The following is a 22,376-nucleotide window of genomic DNA, read 5'->3' as shown; positions in this document are numbered from 1 at the left end:
AGCCGGGTTATCTTTACGATAACCTCCCTCCCTGCGGGGAGGTAACCGGTTGCCGGGGTATCCGGCGTTTGCAACTCACCCACGCTCCCATCTTAGCGACTCAGCACGATGCGGTAGCGCGCCTGACCGCTGCGTAACCTCTCCAAGGCCGCGTTGACCTGCTCGAAGGGGAAGGTCTCGATCACCGGACGGATCTCGTGGCGGGCGGCGAACGCGAGCATGCGGGCGATGTTGGCCGGGCTGCCGACCGGGGAGCCGGAGATGGAACGCTGACCGCCGATCAGGGGGAAGACGGCGAGGTCGAGCGGTTCGAGAGAGGCGCCGACGAAGTGGAGCCGCCCCCGGGGCCGGAGGGTGGCGACGTAGGCGTTCCAGTCAAGCTTGACGTTGACCGTGGAGAGGATCAGGTCGAACTGGCCGGCCGCCGCCTTGATCTCTGCCGGATCACGGGAGTTGATCGCCTGGTGGGCGCCGAGCTGCAGCGCTTCATCCTTCTTCGCCGCACTTGAAGTGAAGGCGGTCACCTGGCAGCCCCAGGCATTGAGGAACTGCAAAGCGATATGGCCGAGCCCGCCGATACCGATGACCGCCACCCGGTCGGTCGCCTTGACGTCGAACTGCAGCAGCGGGTTGAAGACGGTGATGCCGCCGCAGAAGAGGGGACCGGCGCTGGCGCTATCGAGGGCTTCCGGCAGCGGGACGACACTGGCGGCCGCCGCCCGCACCCGTTCGGCGAAACCACCGTGGTGACCGATAATGGTCCCGGCCGCAGCGGAGCAGAGGTTGTGGTCGCCGTCCATGCAGCTGGGGCAGGTCATGCAGTAGCCGGCGTGCCAGCCAAGGCCGACCCGCTGGCCGACTTTCAGATTGTTTACCGACGCCCCCACTGCGGCGAGAGTACCGACGACCTCGTGCCCCGGGACCAGTGGATAGCGGGAGATTCCCCACTCGTTGTCCACCATGCTCAGGTCACTGTGACAGATGCCGCAATGTTCCACGGCGATTTCAACGTCGTTGGCAGCGAGGGGGCCGGGATCGTATTCGAAGGGCTGCAATTGGCTACCGGCGGCAAGCGCGGCATAGGCTTTGATCATGATACAGACTCCCTGGTTGAGGTTGGTGATTCCCTATCAGTCAAGTATAGGCTCTTCACCGCTCCCGCAACCCTTCCCGGGGAAATTTTCCGTCGTGGCCATGAACTACCCCGCAGCAAGCTACGGGGTATCAACAGCCTACACCCTTAGTAAAAATCGCGCAGCAAGCTGCGGGGAATTGAACCCAACTTTTGATTAAAAAGTGGATGTGCGGGTGCCAATGCCGACTTTAATTAATTCTGTTTGACTTTAAATGTTTTGGTGATATTAGTCTCTCTTATCCACGGCCAAATGGTAGGAAACCTTTTCCAGGGAGGATGGAAATGAGTGAGGCAGCCGCCGTTATCGAAGAGACCGCAACTTCGACGACCGAAGGGGAACTGACCCGCGCCGAGCAGGCCGGTCCCATCATCAAAAATCACATGTATATGGCCGCCGGACTGGGAGTGGTCCCGGTCCCCCTGGTCGATCTGGTGGGCTTTATGGCGGTGCAGTATGACATGACTAAAAAGATTGCCGGCATCTACCAGGTCGAATTTTCCAAGGAACGGGTCCGCAGCATTGTCCTTTCGCTCCTCGGCAGCGTCCTGCCGGTGGCCCTCACCCACACCACCGCCAGCCTCCTCAAATTCGTCCCGGTTCTGGGCACCTTTGCCACCGCCCTCTCCGTCAGCACCCTGGGAACCGCCAGCACTTACGCCATCGGCAAGGTCCTGGTGCAGCATTTCGAAACCGGTGGCACCCTCCTCGATTTCGACGCCGTAAAGATGCGCGACTATTTCAAGCAGCAGTTCGAAGTCGGAAAGAAAGCGGCCAAAACGACCAAGTAAAGTTGCCATCAAATGACCGTTCGGGGCTCCTTACGGAGCCCCGAACCTTTCCGGGAGGGCTCCATGGGAATCATCTTCTCCCCCTATTTTCTGCTCTATCTGGCGCTTTCGGTTATTATTGCCACCCTCGGCTATCGGAAGAAGCTCGGATTCTGGGGCTACCTTTTCGCATCCCTGCTCCTCACCCCCCTCATGGGGCTGTTGCTGGTCATCGTCACCGACAAACGGCCGGGGCCGGCGTGATCGACCTGATCTGCCTCCCGTTTGCCGGCGGGAACCAGGCTTCTTTCGCCTTTCTCAAGCCGTACCTCCCAGCCAACGTCAAGCTGTCGTGCCTGGAGTATCCCGGCCACGGCCGGCGCCTCGAAAGCGCACCCCTGTGCGATCTCGACGCCATTGTCCGCGACGCCCGGAGCCAGCTTGAGGAGCGCCTGCAAGGGGACTATCTGCTCTTCGGTCACAGCCTGGGGGCGAGCGTTGCCTTCCTCCTCGCCGAGCAGGTGGCCAGTTCCTTCTTCCCCCCGCCCCGGCATCTCTTTCTGAGCGGACAGGGCGCCCTCACCCAAAGAGCGCCCAGCCGCCGGCACCTGCTTCCGCGCCGGGACTTCTTCGGCCTGATCGCCGATCTTGCGGGGACCCCGCCGGAAGTGCTGGACTGCCCGGAATTGCTCGACCTGCTGGAGCCGGTGCTGCGGGCCGACTTTGCCGCCCTCGACGACTATCCCCGCACCCGGTTCCCGACCCTCCCCTTTCCGACCACGGTCCTGTACGGAGATGCTGACCCCTGCGTCTCCCGCCCCGCCATCCAGGCCTGGCAGGAACTCTGCGGCGGAGAATTTTCCCGGCGCGAATTCTCCGGCGGACACTTTTTCATTCATGAGCATGCCGCGGAGATTGCCGCCCTGATCGGGGCCGCCGCGACTGCGGACACTCATTGCCATGCCTGCTGAGACGACGGTCGTCGTCGCCTTTGCCAGGCCCGCACTCCACGCCGCAGCGGAGGACGTGTTGCCCGAACCGTTGTGGGCCGAGGTCCGGCGCCTGCAACGCCCCATCGACCGCCAGCGCTCGCTGACCGGCAAGCTGTTGTTGCGGGAAATCCTGATCGGAGCCTTCGGCTACCCGGCCGACATTCTCCAGCTGTTGCACAGAACGCCAGAGGGGCGCCCCACTCTCGGTCCGGCAGGTCCCGGACTGAGCATCAGCCACGCTGGCGAACTGGTCGCCTGCGCGGTGAGCCGGAGCGCCGTCGGCATCGATATCGAAGCCCGGCCCGTCGCCGACCTGGAGAGCTGCCTGCAGGTTTTCGCGCCGCCGATCGCTGCCCTCATCCGCCGTTCTCCCGATCCGGAACAGACTTTTCTACGCTACTGGACCCGCACCGAAAGCGTCCTGAAAGCCCTGGGGACCGGATTGGCCCTGGCTCCGGACCAGCTCGCTTTTGCCGCGGAGACCGTGGCGGTCGCCGGCCGAACCTGGCACACCCGGGAACTCGACCCGGGGCGGCCGGGGCATACCTGCTATCTCGCCACTCCCCAACCGGCCCGGGTAGTGGAATTTCCCCGGCCTTGCCCAACTGCAGGGGCCACCGCGCCAGCCTCCGGTCGCCCCTGGGGGGGTCGACCGGAGGCCTGAGGCAAGGATCCGCCAACCAGGATTTCCCCCCGAAGAGAAAGGCTTCCGATGCCAGCCCAGACGCGACTGCTCCTTCTGATTCCGATACTCCTGCTCCTCTTTGCCGTATCGTCGGCGGCGGAATCCGGGGGGCCAGCCGCGCCTCCGGCCGACTGGTGGAAAAAGAGTTCCCTCGATCCCGCCGCCCGCTATCCGGGGCTGCTGAAGAAGTTCGACTTCTCCTTCAATTACACCAACATCACTGGCAATACCGACGGCTACGCCTTGGGGGTGGGGACCGCCCTGACCCTCCGCCATGGGCGCTGGACCGGCCTGGCCTCCTACGACAACGCCAAGAAAAAATACACGCAAGGGACCGACCATATCAGCAACCAGAACCGCACCACCAAGGTCGAAGGGCAATTCGACCTCTGCCGCTACGGTTACCTCGCCGGGGCGGCGATCTGGGAGAAGGATACCAACAACGATCTCGACCAGCGCCGCTTGCTCATCGGCGGTCTCGGCAGCTATCTGGTCAGCAGCGAGGCCCTCAACCTCGGGGCCTTTCTCGGCGGCGGCCAGGCCAACGAGGAGTATGACGCGGTAGTGCAGCGCTATACCTCTCTGGATCATCGCACCTACAACATCCTCTACTTCTACCAGACCTTCGACTGGCAGCTGAGTCAATGGCTGCAGTTCAGCCAGGGCTTCCGCTGGATCCGCTCCTTCTCGGAGATGAACGAATTCGGCCAGGACCCCGACTCGGCCGCGGTCTTCGTCTCCGGTCGCAAGGCCCGCAGCCTGATCAAGGGGAAGGCCGAAATCCAGGTGCCGATCCGGAAGAATTTCAACCTTTTCGTCTCCTACCAGGTGAGCTACGACTCCCACCCCTGGCCCGGCAACCACTCGACCGATGCCATGACCACCTACGGCATCCGCTTCTCGTACTAGGACCGACGCCATGGATCGACCGATTCTCCAGCATCTGATCGAGGCGAGCGTGGCGGCCAACCCCGACGCTGCGGCCATCATCGAGGCAACCGGGGTCGTCAGCTATGGCGAGCTCAACCGCCGCGCCAACCGCATCGCCTGGGCCCTGAAAGAGGGGGGACTGGCACCCCAGGGGATCGTCGCCATTGCCCTGCCGAGCTCGGCGGCCTATGTCGCCGCCCAACTCGGAGTGATCAAGGCCGGCGGTGTTTTCATGCCGATCCCCCTGGACCTCCCGGGCAGCCGCCTGGCCCAGGTCTTTCGCCCAAACACGCCGGCCGCGCTGATCTGCGCCGAAGCCGATGCCGCCGCCTTGCTGCCGCGCCTTTGCGAGCTCCCCGCCTCACCGCCGCTGCTGCTGCTCGGTACAGTACCCGACACCCTGCTCTGGCACCAGACCAGCCCGCCGGACACCCCTCTGCCGGAGGAGAACCCACCGGTTACCGTCGATGCCGAAGGGGCCGCCTACGTGGTCTTCACCTCCGGCTCCAGCGGCGAACCGAAGATCATTCTCGGCAGCCAGAAGGGCCTTTGCCACTTTCTCGCCTGGGAACGCCAGGAGTTCGGTCTCGGCGCTACCTTGCGCACCCTCTCTCTGGCCCCGCCGACCTTCGACGTCAGCCTGCGCGATCTCCTGCTGCCGCTGACCTGCGGCGGTGCGGTCTGCATCCCCGATGCCGCCACCCGCAGCCAGATTCCGGAACTGGTCCGCTTCGTCCGCGCCAGCGGGGTCAACCTGATCCACTGCGTCCCCTCCCTGTTCCGGGAATTGACCAGCCATCTCGCCGAGCAGGAACCGGACGGCTTTGCCGGCGTCAACTACCTGCTGCTGGCCGGCGAACCCCTCTACGGGGCCGACGTCCTGCGCTTTCGTCAGGCAGTCGGGGGAGCGACCCGGCTGGTCAATCTCTATGGGCCGTCGGAGACGACCCTGGCCAAATTTTTCTTCCGCATCGACGACGAACCTCTGGAGAGCGGGCAGATCGTCCCGGTCGGCCGCCCCCTCCCCAACACCGCGGCGATCATTCTCAAGGGGGAACGCCTCTGCAAGATCGGGGAAACCGGCGAAATCCACATCAAGACCCCGTTCCGCTCCAAGGGGTATCTCGGCGCCCCCGAGCTCAATGCCCGCGCCTTTATCCAGAACCCCCTCAGCGCCACCCCCGACATCCTCTACAAGACCGGCGACCTCGGCCGCTACCGCCCGGACCGCAGCGTCGACTTCGTCGGCCGCGTCGACCGCCAGGTCAAACTGCGCGGCCACCGGGTCGAACTGCCCGAGGTGGAAATGGCCATCGCCGCCATCGCCGGGGTGCGCCAGGTGTATGTCCGCCCCAACCTGCGGGACGGGCTGGTCGACGGCCTGACCTGCTACTATACGGTCGCCACCCCGGTGAGCCGCGAGGAAATTGTCGCCGCGCTGCGCCAGCGCCTCCCTGGCTACATGATTCCCGCCTTCTTCCTGCAACTGGAAAAGTTCCCTCTCAACCTCCACGGCAAGGTCGATGCCAACCGTCTCCCCAAGCCCGAGGAACTCCTCTGTCGGCAGGAAGATTTTGTTCCACCGCGGACTCCCCGGGAGCGCGCGGTCGCCGCCCTCTTCGCTGCCACCGTGGGGATGGAGCGGATCAGCATCGACACCTCGCTGCTCGAAGCCGGCGCCAACTCCCTGACCCTGATCAAGCTCGCCGCCCGCCTCTACCGGGAGCTGGGGGTGCAGGTCGAGGTGGCGACCCTGTTTGCCCGGCCGACCGCCCGGGAGCTCGCCGCCTGGCTCGATGCCGCCGCGTGCGCCGGTTTCGAACCGATCCCGCGTACTCCGGCCGCCGCCGACTACCCCCTCTCCCCGGCCCAGCGCCGCCTCTGGGTCCTCGACCGCCTGGAGCCGGGCAACCCGGCCTACAATATCTTCGCTGTCGATCGCATCGACGGCCCCCTCGCGCCGGCCGCCCTGCAAACCGCCTTCGCCGAGCTGGTCGCCCGTCACGAGATCCTGCGCACCTGCTACCGGGAGCGGGACGGCGAGCCCCGTCAGCAGGTCCTGGAGGCGGTCGCCTTCCGCGTACCGCTGGAGGACCAGCCAGACGAAGCGGCGGCCCTTGAGCGCTGCCGGGAGCTGGCACTGCTCCCCTTCGCGCTGACCGACGAGCTGCCGCTGCGGGTGCGGCTGCTGCGCCTCGCTCCCGAGACCCACCTGCTCCTCTTCACCCTCCACCATATCGCTGGCGACGGCTGGTCGCTGGGGGTGCTGCTCAAGGAATTCCTCCTCCTCTACCGCGCCGCTTGCGCCGGAGTTCCGGCCGAGCTGCCGCCACCGGCCCTGCAGTATCGCGACTTCGCCGCCTGGCAGAACGCCCGCCTCGCCGATGGCACGCTGGAGTCGGCGCGCTCTTACTGGCGAGCGCAGTTGGCCGATCCGCCGCCGGCGCTGCCGCTGGCGACCGACTTTCCCCGGCCGCTGCGCCCCGACGGCCGTGGCGGGGTGATCGCTGCCACCTTCGACGCTGCCCTGACCCGCCGCCTCAACGACCTCGCCGTCGCCCAGGGCGCCACCCTCTTCATGGTTCTGCAGGCGCTGCTGCGGGTGCTGCTCTACCGCTACACCATGCAGCGCGAGCAGATCATCGGCACCGTCAGCGCCGGCCGCACTCACCCCGAACTGGAGGAGCAGGTCGGCTTCTACGTCAATACCCTCGCCCTGCGTGAGACCCTCGCCCCCGAGGAGGATTTTCTCACTCTGCTGCAACGGGTTAAAACAACGACCCTGGTGGCCTTCGCCCACCAGGACTACCCCTTCGACCGCCTGGTCGATGAACTGCGCCTCCCTCGCGACACGGCCCGCGCCCCCCTCTTCGACGTGCTGCTGGTGCTGCAGAATAACGAGGCGCCCCTCTTCGCCGTCGACGGCTTGCGCATCGCGCCGCTGGAACTCCCTGAGCAGACCAGCCGTTTCGATCTCTCCTTCCTCTTTGCCCCGCAGGGAGAGGAGCTGGGGTTGCAGATCAACTACGCCAGCGCTCTCTTCGAGGCCGCTACGGTCGCCGCCCTGGCCGGCCACCTGCAGCAGCTCGCCCGCTCTTTGAGCGCCGCGCCGCAGGAGGCCGTCGGCCGGGCGCAACTTTTGTGTGGTGAGGAGCGTGAGCGGCTGCTGGCCCTCTCCCGCGGCCCGTGCCGACCGCTGCCGGAGGGGCTCACGGTGATCGATCTGATCCGCGACCAGGCCCGCCGTCGGCCGCAGGCGCCGGCGCTCATCGCCGGGGAGGAGGGCTGGAGCTACCGGGAGCTCGACCAGATCAGTGACCGGATGGCGGCGACCCTGGTCGCTGGGCACGGCGTGACGCCGGGCAGCCGGGTCGCTCTGCACTGCAGCCGCGGACCCTGGACGGTGCTGGCGGCCCTGGCGGTCCTCAAGGCGGCGGCGGTCTACCTCCCCATCGACGCCCGCTATCCGCAGGAGCGCATCGCCCTGCTCGCGCGCGATGCCGCACCGGTGCTGGTCATCCGCTGTGCCGAGACGGACGCGCCGTCCTGGCCGCAGAGCGGCCCCTCCGTCGCCGCCCGGCAGCTGGCGGAAGGGGACGCCGCGCCGCTACCGCGACCGCCGCGGCCGGAGGAGGCCGCCTATGTGATCTACACCTCCGGCTCCACCGGACGTCCCAAGGGGGTCGTGGTCCCCCATCGCGGCATCCTCAATCTGGCCCGGGAATTGCCGGTTGCCCTCCATTTCGGCGCCGATGATCGGGTCCTTCAATTTGCTTCCCCCGGATTCGACTCCTTCGTCGCCGAGGTCTTCCCGGCCCTGGCCCAGGGGGCGGCGGTGGTCTGCAGCAGCGAGGCGCAGATCGACGATCCGCCGAGCCTGGCGGCCCTGCTGCAGCGCCAGCGAGTCACGGTCCTGATTGCTCCGCCCGCCTACCTGGCCAACTTCGAACCCGGTGACCTGGACGGACTGAAAACGCTGGTCAGCGCCGGCGAACGGCCGAGCCCGCAGCTGGTACGCCAGTTCGCACCCAGGCTGCATTACCTCAACGGATACGGTCCGACCGAGAATACCGTCTGCGCCACCCTCTACCCGGTCGCGGCGACCCAGCCGATCCCCGAGCCCCTCCCCATCGGCCGCCCCATCGCCAATGTCAACTGCTATCTGCTCGACGACCAGGGGGAGCTCGTCCCCGACGGCGTCGTCGGCGAACTCGCCCTCGGCGGCAGCGCCCTGGCCGACGGCTATCTCGGCCAGGCGGAGCTGACCGCCCGCGCCTTCGCCGCCAGCCCGGCCCTGCCGGGGGAGCGCCTCTACCGCAGCGGCGATCTCGCCCGGCGCGGCAGCGACGGCGAGCTCCGCTTTCTCGGTCGCCGCGACGACCAGGTCAAGGTCCGCGGCTACCGCATCGAACTGGAGGAGGTCCGCCAGGCCCTCGCCGCCCATCCGCAGCTGCGCGACGCGGCGGTGGTGCCGGTGGGGGAGGCGGGGATCTACAGCAGCCTGCTGGCCGCCTACGTCGCCGCCGAGCCGGCGCCGGGCAGTGCCGAGCTGCGCGCCTTTCTCGCCGCACGCCTCCCCGCCTTCATGGTCCCGGAGCAGCTGCTGGCGGTGGCGCAGCTCCCCCTCAACCGCCACGGCAAACTGGACGGCACCGCCCTGCTGGCGCTGGCGCAACCGCCGGCGAAGGTCACGGCGCCGCCGCAGACGCCCGCCGAGAAGCTGGTCGCCGCCCTTTTTGCCGACCTGTTGCAGCTCACCTCCCCCGGCCGCGAGACCCATTTCTTCGAAGCCGGTGGCCAGAGCATCCGGGCAATGCAGCTCGCGGCCCGACTCCACCGCCAGTGCGGCGCGCAGGTTCTCCTGCGGGAGATCTACGCCCATCCGACCGTTGCGCGCCTGGCCGCCTTTCTCGACCGGCAGCGGCAGGGCCATTTCGCGCCGATCCCGCGCCGCGCCACGGCGGCCGACTACCCCCTCTCGGCCGCGCAGCAGCGCCTCTGGGCCATCGATCAAATGCGCGCGGATGCGCACACGCCCTATACCCTCTTCGGTGTCAGCCGCCTGCACGGCCCCCTTGACAGCACTGCCCTGGCCGCGGCCTTCGCCGCCATGGAGGTGCGCCATGAGTCGCTGCGGACCCGGTTCGTGCTGCGGGACGGCGCCGTCCGCCAGGTTGTCCGGCCCGCCGGTGCTTTCCGGATCGAGGAAGTCGACCTGCGCTCGGTCAGCGATCCCCAGGCCGCCGCCGCAGCCCTGGCGCGCCAGGAGGGGGAAAAACCCTTCGATCTGGCGCAGGGCCCACTGTGGCGGATCAAATTGCTGCACACTGCTCAGGACGAAGCCTGGCTGCTGCTCCACCTCCACCATATCGTCGCCGATGGCTGGTCAATGGGGGTGCTGCAGCGGGAAGTCAGCCACAGCTACGCCGCCCTCGCCAGCGGCGGCGCCCCGGCGCTGCCGGCGGGAGGGCTGCACTACCGCGACTTCTGCGCCTGGCAGGCGGCCCAGGTCGGCAGCGCCGAGCTGGCGGCCAGCGGCCAGTGGTGGCGCCAGCAGTTCGCCGGACCGATCCCGACCCTCGAACTGGCGACCGACTTCCCCCGCCCGCCGGTACAGAGTTTTGCCGGGGAGACCCTCGATTTCTGCCTGCCGCCGGCGCAAGTCGCCGCCATGCAACAGTTCGTCGACCGTTTGCAGGTGACCCTCTTCGACCTGCTGATGGCCCTGGTCAAGACCCTCCTCTACCGCCTCAGCGGCACGACCGACCTGATTGTCGGCGCCCCCGCCGCCGGCCGCCGCCATCCCGACCTGGAGGGACTGGTCGGTTTCTTTGTCAACACCCTGCCGCTGCGGGATCGGCTCGATCCGCAGGAGCCCTTTGCCGAGCTGGTGCGCCGCGTCCATCACACCCACACCGCCGCCCTGGAGCATCAGGATTACCCCTTCGACCGCCTCGTCGACGAGCTGGGACTGATCCGCGACACCTCCCGCAATCCATTGTTCGACGTGGTCCTGGCATTGCAGAACAGCGCGGCAGTCGCCTCGGACCTCGGCCCACTGCGCCTGGAGCCGCTGCCCCTGCGCCGCCCGGTCAGCCATTTCGACCTGACCTTCTATTTCAGCGCCGATGCCAGCCGGGTGGAGATCGAATACTGCAGCGACCTGTTTCGCGCCGCCACCGTCGCCGGCTGGTTCCGTTGCCTGGAGACCCTCCTCGAAGCGGCCCTCGCCGCTCCCGAGACCGCCGTCGGCGATCTCGAACTGCTGCCGCTGGCGACCAGGGCGGCCCTCGCCCGGATCAACGCCACTGCCAGAGAGCTGCCGCCACAAAGCCTGCCGGAACTCTTTGCCGAGCAGGTGGCACGGGATGCGGAGGCCTGTGCCCTGGTGCATCGCAGCGGCCACTACAGCTACCGCTGGCTCGACCAGGCTTCGGACCTGGTCGCTGCGACCCTGCAGCAGCGCCACGGCGACCTGCATGGCCGGGCCATCGCCCTCCTCTTCGAACGCGGTCCAGCGATGCTGGCGACGATCTTCGGGGTGCTCAAGCTCGGCGCCGCCTATGTCCCCCTGGAACCGGAGACTCCGGCCGCACGCCTGGCGTTTCTCCTGGCGGACTGCGAGGCGGTTCTGCTGGTCACCGACCAACGCAACGAGACGGTGGCCCGGCAGCTGCCGACAGAGGGGCCGACACGGGCGACAGTCGTCGCCGTCGAGACCCTGATCCGGAACCTGCCGGAACAGGTCCCGCCTTTCCCGTCCCGGGCCCGCCCCGGCGACCTCGCCTATCTCATGTATACCTCCGGTTCCAGCGGCCGCCCCAAGGGAGTGGCAGTCGAACACCGCAACGTGGTGCGCCTGGTCAAACAGACCGACTATTGCCAGGGCCGGCCCGGCGACCGCTTTCTGCAGCTCTCCAGCTACGCCTTTGACGGTTCGACCTTCGACATCTTCATGAGCCTGCTCAACGGCGCCACCCTCTGCCTGCCGGAAACATCGGTACTGCGCAGCCCGGAGACCCTTGGCGCCTACCTGCGCCAGGAACGCATCAGCAAATTCTTCCTGACCACCGCCCTCTTCAACCAGCTGGCAGAAACGGTCCCGGAGGCGCTGGCGGGGTGCGAACAGATCTTCTTCGGTGGGCAGGAGGCGAGCCTGCGACCGGTCCGGCATGCCCTGGAGCAGCTGGGGGAAGGGACCGAACTGGTACACGTCTACGGCCCGACCGAGACCACCACCTTCGCCACCTTCCATCCGCTGCCGCGCAGGCTCCCGGCCCTCTGGCGGCTGCCGATCGGCAAACCGATCGCCAACACCACCATCCGCGTCCTCGACGCCGCGGGCCGCCCAGTGCCGCCCGGCGCGCTCGGGGAGCTCTTCATCGGCGGCGCCGGGGTGGCGCGCGGCTACCATCGGCAGGCCGATTTGACGGCGGCCCGCTTCGTGGCCGATCCGGCGGGGAGCGGCGAACGCCTCTATGCCAGCGGCGACCTGGTCCGCTTCGAACCCAATTTTGACCTGGAGTTCGTCGGCCGCATCGATGCCCAGATCAAGCTGCGCGGCTACCGGATCGAACTCCAGGAGATCCAGAACCGCCTGCTGGCCATGCCGGACCTGCGCGAGGTTTATGTCCATCCGCTGCGCGACCCGGCCAGCGGTGCGGTGGAAACCCTGGCGGCCTACTTTACCCTGCAACCCGGCGCTCCCGCCCCCGACGCCGACGAATTGCGCCGTTACCTCGGCGCCTGGCTCCCCGGCTATATGATTCCCGGCTTCTTCATCCCCCTGGACGCCCTCCCCCTGAACCGCAACGGCAAGGTGGAGAGCGCTGCGCTCCCCTCCCCCCGCCAGGCCGAGCTGCTGTCGACCACCGCCCCGGCCAGCCTCCCCACCACGGACCTGGAGCGGGAACTTTCGCAACTGCTCGCTCAGGTCATCGGCCGCGACGGGCTCGGCGTCGACGAGGACTTCTTCGCCGCCGGCGGCGATTCGATCAAGGCGATTGTCGCCGTCGGCCGCCTGCGGGAAGCAGGCTGGCAGCTCCAGGTTCTCGATCTCTTCGAGGCGCCGACGGTACGGGCTCTCGCCGGCCGGGTGCAACCGCTGCAGCCCCAGGCCCAGCCGCAACCGCCCCGGGTCCATGGTCTGGTCCCGCTGACCCCGGTGGAACGCTGGTTCTTCGCCACCCAGCCCGCGGCCCCCGGCCATTTCAACCAGAGCGTCCTGCTCGCGGCAGCGGCCAGCATCGATCCCGCGCCCCTGCGGGCGGCCCTGGAGGCGCTGGTGGCCCACCACGATGCCTTGCGCAGCCGCTACCGATGCTGCAAGGAAGGCTGGGAGAAGTCCATTCTGCCAGCGGATGAACTCGATCTCTGCATCTGTCCGCTGCCGCAAGGGGCCGAGATCAACAACGAGATCGAACGGGTTTACCGCCGCATGGACCTGGCTGCCGGGTCCCTGTTCAAGGCGGTCCTGTTCCAGCGCCCGGAAGGGGACCGTCTCTTTCTGACTTGCCACCATCTGGTTACCGATGGCGTCTCCTGGCGTCTGCTGCTGGCGGACCTGGAAAACGCCTATGGGGCGGCGAGTGCCGGCCGGCCGATCGAACTGCCGGCAGCGACCGCCAGCCCCGGGGACTGGGCCCTCGCCCTTGACAGACTGGCCGCAACCGACAGCGTGCAAGCCGAGCGGAGCTATTGGGAGGCCCAGGTGCAAGCGCCCGTCGGCCCCGCCATGATCGACCCGGGCCGTTTCGCCGACAAGCGGACCCATGCCCTGCAATTCGGCAGCGACTTCACCGCCCAGCTGACCGGCGCCGCCAACCGGGCCTACCAGACCCGCACCGAAGAACTGCTGACCGCAGCTCTTGCCAAGGCCCTGGCTGTAGCCGCAGGCGCGCCACGGACGGCGCTGACCCTGGAAGGACACGGCCGCGAACCCCTGGTCGGCTGCGACATCTCGCGTACCCTCGGCTGGTTTACCACCCTCTGGCCCCTGACCCTCGATGTTGCCGCCCAGGACCCGGGACGCCTCACCGTAGCGGTCAAGGAGCAGCTGCGACGGGTGCCGTCGCGCGGGTTGGGCTTTGGCCTGCTTCACCCACCGGAAAGGTGGCCCGCACTGCTCGGGTCGGAACGGGTCGGCTTCAACTTTCTTGGCGAGTTTGCCGCCGCGCCGGGGAGCTTCTTCACCCAGGCTCCAGAGCCGACCGGCGCCGAAATCTCCCCGGCGGCCCGGGCCTGGCATCTCCTCGACGTCGCGGCACTGATCGCCGATGGTCGCCTCAGCGTCCAGTTTCACTATCACCAGGAGCATTATCCCCTGGCGCGAGTCACGGCTCTGGCGGCCGGTTTCACCGCCTGGCTGGAGAGTCTCGTCGAACATTGCTGTGCCCGCCAGGGGAGTCAGGCGACCCCGGTCGACTTTGACTTTTCCGGTCTCTCTCTCGACCAGTTCGACGGCCTGGTCGAGGGTCTGGCACACCCCCGGGGCGAGGGTTCATGGTAAGCAAGGAGAACATTCAGAATCTCTACGTTTTGACACCCCTGCAGGAAGGGATTCTTTTCCATCAGCTGCGGGAGGGGGGACGCGCCTATTTCGAACAGGCCCGCTTCCGGTTGCAGGGTGTGCTGGAGCCGGAGCTGTTTCGCCAGGCCTGGGAGCGCCTCGCCGCTCGTCACGACATTCTGCGCACCCTCTTCGTCCACGAAAAAGTTCCCCGACCGCTGCAACTGGTCCTGCGCCAGGCCCCCCTCGATTTCCGCTTTGAGGATCTCTCCGGCCTCGGCACCGCCCGGGCCGAGGAACGCCTGGCGGAGGAACGCCGGGCCGACCTCGCCCGTCCCTTCGCGTTGCCGCGCCGCCCGCCGCTGCGCCTGGCCCTGTTCCGACTTGGCCCCGAATGCCATGAATTCCTCTGGAGTTTCCACCACATCCTCCTCGATGGCTGGAGCCTCGCCGTCCTTCAGCGCGACTTCGAAGCCCTCTATCTCGAGCTGCTGGCCGGCCGCGAAGCGCAACTGCCGCCGGCCCGGCAATTCCGCCACTACGTTCAGTGGCTGGAGAGCCGGGACCAGCAGGCCACCCTCGATTACTGGCGTCAAACCCTCGCCGGTTATGAGGAACTCGCCTCCTGCGCCGCCACCCCCTTTTTGGCGACCGGCTATGCCGGAGGCGAGTTCGAACTGACCCTGGAGCCGGAGCTCGGCGCCGAATTGCGCGCCCTCGCCCGCAGCCGCGGGGCGACCCTGAACAGCCTGTTCCGGGCGCTCTGGGCCCTGGCGCTGGGCGCCTGCGACGGCAGGGAGGAGGTGGTTTTCGCCGCCACCGTCTCCGGCCGGCCGCCGGAGCTGCCCGGCTGCGCGGAAATGGTCGGACTGTTCATCAACGCCGTGCCGGTGCGGGCCCTGCTGGCGCCGGAGCAGACCCTCGGCGGACTGGTCGATGCCCTGCACCAGGAGGGGGCCCGGGCTCTGCCCCATCACTACGCTTCTCTGGCCGAAATCCAGGCCCAGACCCCGCTGGGCGCCCACCTCCTCGATTCCCTGCTGGTCTTCGAAAATTATCCGGAAGGGGAACCAAGCCGGCTCCCCTTTCGCCAGGTCGATTTTGGCGTCGCCGAGCACACCAACTACGCCGTCGAGGTCCAGATCTTTCCCGAACCGGTACTGCGACTGCGGCTGCGCTACAACCGCAAGGCCTGTCCCGCGGCCCTCCCCGGAGCGTTGCAGCAGGGACTGCCGCTCCTCGCCGCAGCCCTGGCCCGGGAACCGGAGCTGCCCCTGGCCGAGCTTTTCGAACGCTGGCGCCAGGCGGGATTGCCGCGGCGCCGTCCGCTGCGGCTGGGGGTGGCCGCCAGCTTCACCGCGGAGGAACTGGAGGGCTATTGCGTCGCCCAGTTGCGCCCCTTCGGCGTCAATGCAGTATTGCGTTTCGCCGGCTACAACCAGGTTTTTACCGCGCTCAACGATCCGGCCGGCAGCCTGCGCCACGACTGCGACGTCGCCCTGCTGCTGGCCCGTTTCGAGGATGCGCTGCACGACCGGCCGGCCGAGCCGGAAGCGGCCCTGGCCACCTTTCGCCAGCTGCTGTTTCAGCTCCTCGCTAACTGGCCGGGACCGGCGCCGCTGCTGGTCGGCCTCTTCCCCGTCGACCCGGCTCTCGATCCGCAGCTGCGACAACGGCTGCAGGAACTCGGCAGCGAACTCGCCGAGCACCTGGCGGCCACCCCCGGCTGCTTCCCCCTCGACCTGCGCCAGAGCGCGGTCCGCTTCCGGGTGCGGGAGGTTTTCGATCCGAGCAGCGCCCAGGAAGGGCATATCCCCTTCAGCCGCGAGTTTTTCGCCGCCATCGGCAGCGAGACCGCCCGCGCCTGCCTCGCCCTGGCCGGCCACTCCTTCAAGGTGCTGGTCGTCGATGCCGATAACACCCTGTGGGGGGGGATCTGCGGCGAAGTCGGCCGGGAGGGGATCGACACCGGCGGCGGTTATCGCGCCCTGCAGGAGTTCCTCCTTGCTCGCCACCGGGAGGGGATGCTCCTCGCCCTGGCGAGCAAGAACCAGGCGGCGGATGTCCTGGATATCCTCGATCACCACCCCGGCATGCTGCTGCGCCGGGAGCATTTCGCCAGCTGGCGCATCGACTGGAACGACAAGCCGGCCAACCTGCGTGCCATCGCCGCCGAGCTCGGGCTGGGGAGCGACAGTTTCATTTTCCTCGACGACAGCCCCGCCGAATGCGCCCGGATGCTGCACGAATGCCCGGAGGTGCTGACCCTGCAGCTCCCTGCCGCCGCCGACCGGTTCGCTCCTTTTCTAGACCGGCTCTGGGCCACCGACAAACTGCTGCTCACCCGGGAAGACGCCGACCGGCCGGCCCGCTACCAGGCCGAACAGCAACGCCGTGCCGCGGAGCAGCGTTGCGGACGGGATGAATATTTGCGGGAGCTCGCCCTGGAGCTGGTGCTGCGACCGGCCCATCCGGCCCAGTCCGAGCGCATCGCCCAACTGACCCAGCGCACCAATCAGTTCAACCTCAACCTCGCCCGGCGCACGCCGGCGCAGATTGCAGAATTCCTCGCCGCCCCCGGCCAGTGCGGCCTGACTCTGGAGGTCAACGACCGCTTCGGCGCCTACGGCCTGACCGGAGTGGTGCTGATGCAGCGCCGCGCCGACACGGCTGAGATCGAGACCTGGCTGCTCAGCTGCCGGGTTCTCGGCCGCGGCGTCGAGGAAGGGCTCCTCGCCGCCCTCGGCGACTGGTGCCGGACCGCAGGGATCGCCACCCTCGGTGCCCGCTTCGTCCCCGGCCCCCGCAATGGCCAGGTGGCCGACCTGTTGCGCCGCGCCGGCTTTTCCGCTCTCCCGCTGGAAGATGGTGCCTGCCATTTCTCTCTGCCGACCAGCAGGCTGCCGGCGCTGGCCGCCCAGCTGACCCTGCGCTGGGAGGAGCCCTGCACCACGCCCGAAGCACCGCCGCGGCCGCTGCCGCCCACGCCCCTCCAGCCGCCGTCGGAACTGGCCGCCGACGCCCCGGAGCAGGGAGAGTCCTGGGAGCCGCCCCTCCTACCCGCCGGGGTGCGCCATGACGCCTACTACCATCCACTCGCCCTGGCGAACGCCGGCCAGCTGGTGGCACGGCTGCGTTGGCGGCGTCCGAACGCGGCCCCAAGCCCCTATACCCCCCCCCAGACTTCGACAGAAGCCAGCGTCTGTGCGATCTTCGCCGAGCTTCTCAACAGCCCGCCCCTCGGGCGCGACGACAACTTCTTTGCGGCCGGCGGCCACAGCCTCCTCGCCATTCGGGTCCTGGCCCGCCTCTACCGGGAGCTGGGGGTGCAGGTCGAGGTGGCGACCCTGTTTGCCCGGCCGACCGCCCGGGAGCTCGCCGCCTGGCTCGATGCCGCCGCGTGCGCCGGTTTCGAACCGATCCCGCGTACTCCGGCCGCCGCCGACTACCCCCTCTCCCCGGCCCAGCGCCGCCTCTGGGTCCTCGACCGCCTGGAGCCGGGCAACCCGGCCTACAATATCTTCGCTGTCGATCGCATCGACGGCCCCCTCGCGCCGGCCGCCCTGCAAACCGCCTTCGCCGAGCTGGTCGCCCGTCACGAGATCCTGCGCACCTGCTACCGGGAGCGGGACGGCGAGCCCCGTCAGCAGGTCCTGGAGGCGGTCGCCTTCCGCGTACCGCTGGAGGACCAGCCAGACGAAGCGGCGGCCCTTGAGCGCTGCCGGGAGCTGGCACTGCTCCCCTTCGCGCTGACCGACGAGCTGCCGCTGCGGGTGCGGCTGCTGCGCCTCGCTCCCGAGACCCACCTGCTCCTCTTCACCCTCCACCATATCGCTGGCGACGGCTGGTCGCTGGGGGTGCTGCTCAAGGAATTCCTCCTCCTCTACCGCGCCGCTTGCGCCGGAGTTCCGGCCGAGCTGCCGCCACCGGCCCTGCAGTATCGCGACTTCGCCGCCTGGCAGAACGCCCGCCTCGCCGATGGCACGCTGGAGTCGGCGCGCTCTTACTGGCGAGCGCAGTTGGCCGATCCGCCGCCGGCGCTGCCGCTGGCGACCGACTTTCCCCGGCCGCTGCGCCCCGACGGCCGTGGCGGGGTGATCGCTGCCACCTTCGACGCTGCCCTGACCCGCCGCCTCAACGACCTCGCCGTCGCCCAGGGCGCCACCCTCTTCATGGTTCTGCAGGCGCTGCTGCGGGTGCTGCTCTACCGCTACACCATGCAGCGCGAGCAGATCATCGGCACCGTCAGCGCCGGCCGCACTCACCCCGAACTGGAGGAGCAGGTCGGCTTCTACGTCAATACCCTCGCCCTGCGTGAGACCCTCGCCCCCGAGGAGGATTTTCTCACTCTGCTGCAACGGGTTAAAACAACGACCCTGGTGGCCTTCGCCCACCAGGACTACCCCTTCGACCGCCTGGTCGATGAACTGCGCCTCCCTCGCGACACGGCCCGCGCCCCCCTCTTCGACGTGCTGCTGGTGCTGCAGAATAACGAGGCGCCCCTCTTCGCCGTCGACGGCTTGCGCATCGCGCCGCTGGAACTCCCTGAGCAGACCAGCCGTTTCGATCTCTCCTTCCTCTTTGCCCCGCAGGGAGAGGAGCTGGGGTTGCAGATCAACTACGCCAGCGCTCTCTTCGAGGCCGCTACGGTCGCCGCCCTGGCCGGCCACCTGCAGCAGCTCGCCCGCTCTTTGAGCGCCGCGCCGCAGGAGGCCGTCGGCCGGGCGCAACTTTTGTGTGGTGAGGAGCGTGAGCGGCTGCTGGCCCTCTCCCGCGGCCCGTGCCGACCGCTGCCGGAGGGGCTCACGGTGATCGATCTGATCCGCGACCAGGCCCGCCGTCGGCCGCAGGCGCCGGCGCTCATCGCCGGGGAGGAGGGCTGGAGCTACCGGGAGCTCGACCAGATCAGTGACCGGATGGCGGCGACCCTGGTCGCTGGGCACGGCGTGACGCCGGGCAGCCGGGTCGCTCTGCACTGCAGCCGCGGACCCTGGACGGTGCTGGCGGCCCTGGCGGTCCTCAAGGCGGCGGCGGTCTACCTCCCCATCGACGCCCGCTATCCGCAGGAGCGCATCGCCCTGCTCGCGCGCGATGCCGCACCGGTGCTGGTCATCCGCTGTGCCGAGACGGACGCGCCGCCCTGGCCGCAGAGCGGCCCCTCCGTCACCGCCCGGCAGCTGGCGGAAGGGGACGCCGCGCCGCTGCCGCGACCGCCGCGGCCGGAGGAGGCCGCCTATGTGATCTACACCTCCGGCTCGACCGGACGTCCCAAGGGGGTCGTGGTCCCCCACCGCGGCATCCTCAATCTGGCCCGGGAACAGGGCGCGGCCTTCGGCCTGGAGGAAGACGACCGGGTGCTCCTCTTCGCCTCCCCCGGTTTCGACGCCTCGGTTTCAGAGATCTTCGTCACCCTGGCCAACGGCGCCGCCCTGGTCTGCCCGGTCGAAGCCGACCTTCGCGACCGCGCGCGGCTGATCGCCCTGCTGCACCGCCAGCAGGTGACCGTTGCCACTTTCCCTCCTTCCTATCTGGCCCACTTCGGCGTCACCGACCTGGCCGGGCTGAAAACCCTGGTCACCGCCGGCGAGAGTCCCCGCGCCCAGCAGGTCCAGGAGTTCGCCCCCCGGCTGCGCTACCTCAACGCCTACGGCCCTACCGAGAATACCGTCTGCGCCACCCTCTACCCGGTCGCGGCGACCCAGCCGATCCCCGAGCCCCTCCCCATCGGCCGCCCCATCGCCAATGTCAACTGCTATCTGCTCGACGACCAGGGGGAGCTCGTCCCCGACGGCGTCGTCGGCGAACTCGCGCTCGGCGGCAGCGCCCTGGCCGACGGCTATCTCGGCCAGGCAGAGCTGACCGCCCGCGCCTTCGCCGCCAGCCCGGCCCTGCCGGGGGAGCGCCTCTACCGCAGCGGCGATCTCGCCCGGCGCGGCAGCGACGGCGAGCTCCGCTTTCTCGGTCGCCGCGACGACCAGGTCAAGGTCCGCGGCTACCGCATCGAACTGGAGGAGGTCCGCCAGGCCCTCGCCACCCATCCGCAGCTGCGCGACGCGGCGGTGGTGCCGGTGGGGAAGGCGGGGATCTACAGCAGCCTGCTGGCCGCCTACGTCGCCGCCGAGCCGGCGCCGGGCAGCGCCGAGCTGCGCGCCTTTCTCGCCGCACGCCTCCCCGCCTTCATGGTGCCGGAGCAGCTGCTGGCGGTGGCGCAGCTCCCCCTCAACCGCCACGGCAAACTGGACGGCACCGCCCTGCTGGCGCTGGCGCAACCGTCGGCGAAGGTCACGGCGCCGCCGCAGACGCCCGCCGAGAAGCTGGTCGCCGCCAGCTTCGCCCGCGTCCTGAATTGCGGTGCCGTCGACCGTGAAGGACATTTTTTCGACCTCGGCGGCAACTCGCTGAGTGCCCTGCGCCTTCCCGACCTGCTGCGACCCCAGTTCCCGACGGCCACTGTCGCCGACCTCTTTCTGCACCCGCGGGTCTGCGCCCTGGCCGCGGCGCTGCAATCGGGCGCCAACCACCCAGAATCCGGGGTTGGTACCGACGTTTTCCTCTTTCCGTCCATCGACAGCCTCTTTTCGCCCATCAGCGCCCGAATCGCCGCGGCCCTGGCGCCGCGCCGCGTTCTTCCCCTCGAATTTTCCCCGGGGGGATTTGCCGAGTACTGCGAAACGGTGGTTCGCGACCGTATGACCCTCCCCGAAAAGACTCTCTTCCTCGGTTATTCGGGGGGCGGCAACTTCGCCTTCGAGGTCGCCCGCCGTCTCGGGGCCCGGGCGCCGCGGGCGCTGTTGCTGGTCGACTCCTGGATCTTCGAGGAGCCACCGACGCCGGACGACTACCTGGGCTGGTACCGGCAACTCTGCCGTGAGCAGGGGCTCACCGACGATTCCGAACGGCTCGCCGGCTATATCGCCACCCTCCCCCCCTGCTGTGAGCCGGAACCAGTGGCCAGTGACATCATCCTCATCACTTCCAGCGATCCGGAGCCTGCCAACGGCCGCTGCCACCGCCGCTGGTCCGGCAAGACCCGGGGGGACTGCCAGACGCTAACCGGTTCCGGTGCCCATATTGACATGTTCGCTCCGGGTCATTTTCAGCTCAACCTGCAAACCGCAAAGGGGATCATCGATGGACTCTTCAAAGTCTAGCCATTTCCGGCGTCATAGTTCCCTCCGCTGCCCGGCGGTCGGTCTGCTGCTGGTCTTCCTCCTGCTCCTGCCGGGCTGTTCCGGCGAAGATCTTGGGGACTACAAACAGCAAAGCCTCGATCAACTGGCGGCCGAACGTACCGGGAGCCTCAACGTCCCCTCGGTGAGCATCGCGGTGCGGGAAACGGACGACCAGGTCACCACCGTGGTCTACGGGGTGGAGGATCTCGCCAGCGCCACCCCGGCCACCATCCATTCCCGTTACCGGATCGGCAGTCTGACCAAGACCTTTGTCGCGGCCCGCATTCTGCAGATGGTCGAAGCCGGTATCCTCCGGCTCAGCGACACCCTCGAAGAGCTCCTGCCCGACGAAGCGCAGCGGCTGGCCAACTACCGCCCGGGGCGGATTCAGCTCACCAACCTGCTCAACCACACCAGCCTGATCTGCAGCTTCACCGAAATGCCGGAATGGAGCGGCAAGTTCACCAGCGATCCGACCTATCGCTGGAGCCCCGAGGAGCTGCTGGAGGTGGTTGCCCCCTACGCTACCGACTCCTGCAACGAGCCCGGGCAGACCTGGCACTATTCCAATACCAACTACGTCCTGCTCGGCAAGATCATCGAAAAATACGACCCGCAGCAGCGCCCCTACGGCCAGCAACTGCGCGAGGAGCTGATCGATCCCCTCGGCCTGACCGATACCTTCGTCCCCTCCTCCGACTTCCCCGACCAGATCCGCTGGATTCACGGTTACGTCAACTGGGATCTCCAGTTTGCCCCGCTTACGGACATTACTGACCTCGACTGGTCCTTCACCTGGTCCTCGGGGGAGATCATCTCCACCCCCACCGATCTCACCCGCTGGATCAAGTCGCTGCTGACCCCGGGAGTGGTGCTGCAAGCTGCGACGCTGGCGCTGATGGAAGATATGGTAACTACCGGCCTCGAAGGCGGCTATAATTACGGTCTTGGCCTGATGCAGATCAGCATCTACGGCACGCTGGGCCATGCCGGTGGCCATCCCGGATTCGACTGCACCGCCCAGTACCTGCCTGAATTCGACCAGGCGGTGGCCATGTGCGAAAACCGCACCCTGGCCCATCGCCAGAAGAGCGACACCGCCTTTCTCGGTTCGGTGCTGAGAAGCCTGCACCCGGAACGGAACTACCCTCTCATGCCGGGGACGATCCTGGCGACGGAATGATGC

The 22,376-nt window shown here is 68.1% G+C and carries 9 protein-coding genes; 8 read left to right on the top strand and 1 reads right to left on the bottom strand.

Features of this window, described 5'->3' with window-relative positions; all coding sequences use genetic code 11:
- Nucleotides 1–92: 92 nt before the first annotated feature.
- Nucleotides 93–1,094 carry an NADPH-dependent aldehyde reductase Ahr gene (ahr, locus tag DBW_RS03650; protein WP_066724375.1) on the bottom strand — a complete coding sequence of 334 codons (1,002 nt, stop codon included), beginning with the start codon at nt 1,092–1,094 and terminating at the stop codon, nt 93–95.
- 323 nt (nt 1,095–1,417) lie between these two features.
- Between ahr and DBW_RS03645 the strand changes: the two genes are divergently transcribed.
- The 8 genes from DBW_RS03645 to DBW_RS03610 all read left to right on the top strand — a co-directional run bounded on the left by DBW_RS03645 (nt 1,418) and on the right by DBW_RS03610 (nt 22,373).
- Nucleotides 1,418–1,924, top strand: a complete 507-nt coding sequence (locus DBW_RS03645) for a YcjF family protein (RefSeq protein ID WP_066724373.1) — start codon at nt 1,418–1,420, stop codon at nt 1,922–1,924.
- Between the two features lie 63 nt (nt 1,925–1,987).
- Nucleotides 1,988–2,167, top strand: a complete 180-nt coding sequence (locus DBW_RS18745; RefSeq protein ID WP_066724370.1) for a hypothetical protein — start codon at nt 1,988–1,990, stop codon at nt 2,165–2,167.
- Nucleotides 2,164–2,874 (top strand): thioesterase II family protein, encoded by a 711-nt coding sequence (locus DBW_RS03635; protein WP_066724367.1) that lies wholly within the window; start codon nt 2,164–2,166, stop codon nt 2,872–2,874. The genes DBW_RS18745 and DBW_RS03635 overlap by 4 nt, the downstream gene beginning before the upstream one ends.
- Complete coding sequence (locus DBW_RS03630; RefSeq protein WP_082820161.1) at nt 2,864–3,559, top strand: 4'-phosphopantetheinyl transferase family protein; 696 nt, start codon at nt 2,864–2,866, stop codon at nt 3,557–3,559. Before DBW_RS03635 ends, DBW_RS03630 begins: the two co-directional genes overlap by 11 nt.
- Nucleotides 3,560–3,607: 48 nt before the next feature.
- Nucleotides 3,608–4,489, top strand: a complete 882-nt coding sequence (locus DBW_RS03625; RefSeq protein ID WP_066724362.1) for a DUF481 domain-containing protein — start codon at nt 3,608–3,610, stop codon at nt 4,487–4,489.
- Nucleotides 4,490–4,499: 10 nt separating this feature from the next.
- Nucleotides 4,500–14,018, top strand: a complete 9,519-nt coding sequence (locus tag DBW_RS03620; RefSeq protein WP_066724359.1) for a non-ribosomal peptide synthetase — start codon at nt 4,500–4,502, stop codon at nt 14,016–14,018.
- The gene (locus DBW_RS03615) at nt 14,012–21,169 is read left to right on the top strand and encodes a non-ribosomal peptide synthetase (protein WP_066724355.1); all 7,158 of its coding nucleotides are present in this window, start codon (nt 14,012–14,014) and stop codon (nt 21,167–21,169) included. The genes DBW_RS03620 and DBW_RS03615 overlap by 7 nt, the downstream gene beginning before the upstream one ends.
- Nucleotides 21,150–22,373, top strand: coding sequence for a serine hydrolase domain-containing protein (locus tag DBW_RS03610; RefSeq protein ID WP_066724352.1), 1,224 nt, complete (start codon nt 21,150–21,152; stop codon nt 22,371–22,373). The genes DBW_RS03615 and DBW_RS03610 overlap by 20 nt, the downstream gene beginning before the upstream one ends.
- Nucleotides 22,374–22,376 lie beyond the last annotated feature (3 nt).

The organism is Desulfuromonas sp. DDH964 (genome assembly GCF_001611275.1).
Taxonomy (GTDB): domain Bacteria; phylum Desulfobacterota; class Desulfuromonadia; order Desulfuromonadales; family DDH964; genus DDH964.
Note: the sequence above shows the minus strand (reverse complement) of the source record. Positions and strands in the feature narration are given on the sequence as shown.

Bases quoted from the DNA above. Each gene is read 5' to 3' on its own strand.
- ahr (WP_066724375.1), bottom strand. From the start codon at position 1,094: ATGATCAAAGCCTATGCCGCGCTTGCCGCCGGTAGCCAATTGCAGCCC.
- DBW_RS03645 (WP_066724373.1), top strand. From the start codon at position 1,418: ATGAGTGAGGCAGCCGCCGTTATCGAAGAGACCGCAACTTCGACGACC.
- DBW_RS18745 (WP_066724370.1), top strand. From the start codon at position 1,988: ATGGGAATCATCTTCTCCCCCTATTTTCTGCTCTATCTGGCGCTTTCG.
- DBW_RS03630 (WP_082820161.1), top strand. From the start codon at position 2,864: ATGCCTGCTGAGACGACGGTCGTCGTCGCCTTTGCCAGGCCCGCACTC.
- DBW_RS03625 (WP_066724362.1), top strand. From the start codon at position 3,608: ATGCCAGCCCAGACGCGACTGCTCCTTCTGATTCCGATACTCCTGCTC.
- DBW_RS03620 (WP_066724359.1), top strand. From the start codon at position 4,500: ATGGATCGACCGATTCTCCAGCATCTGATCGAGGCGAGCGTGGCGGCC.
- DBW_RS03615 (WP_066724355.1), top strand. From the start codon at position 14,012: ATGGTAAGCAAGGAGAACATTCAGAATCTCTACGTTTTGACACCCCTG.
- DBW_RS03610 (WP_066724352.1), top strand. From the start codon at position 21,150: ATGGACTCTTCAAAGTCTAGCCATTTCCGGCGTCATAGTTCCCTCCGC.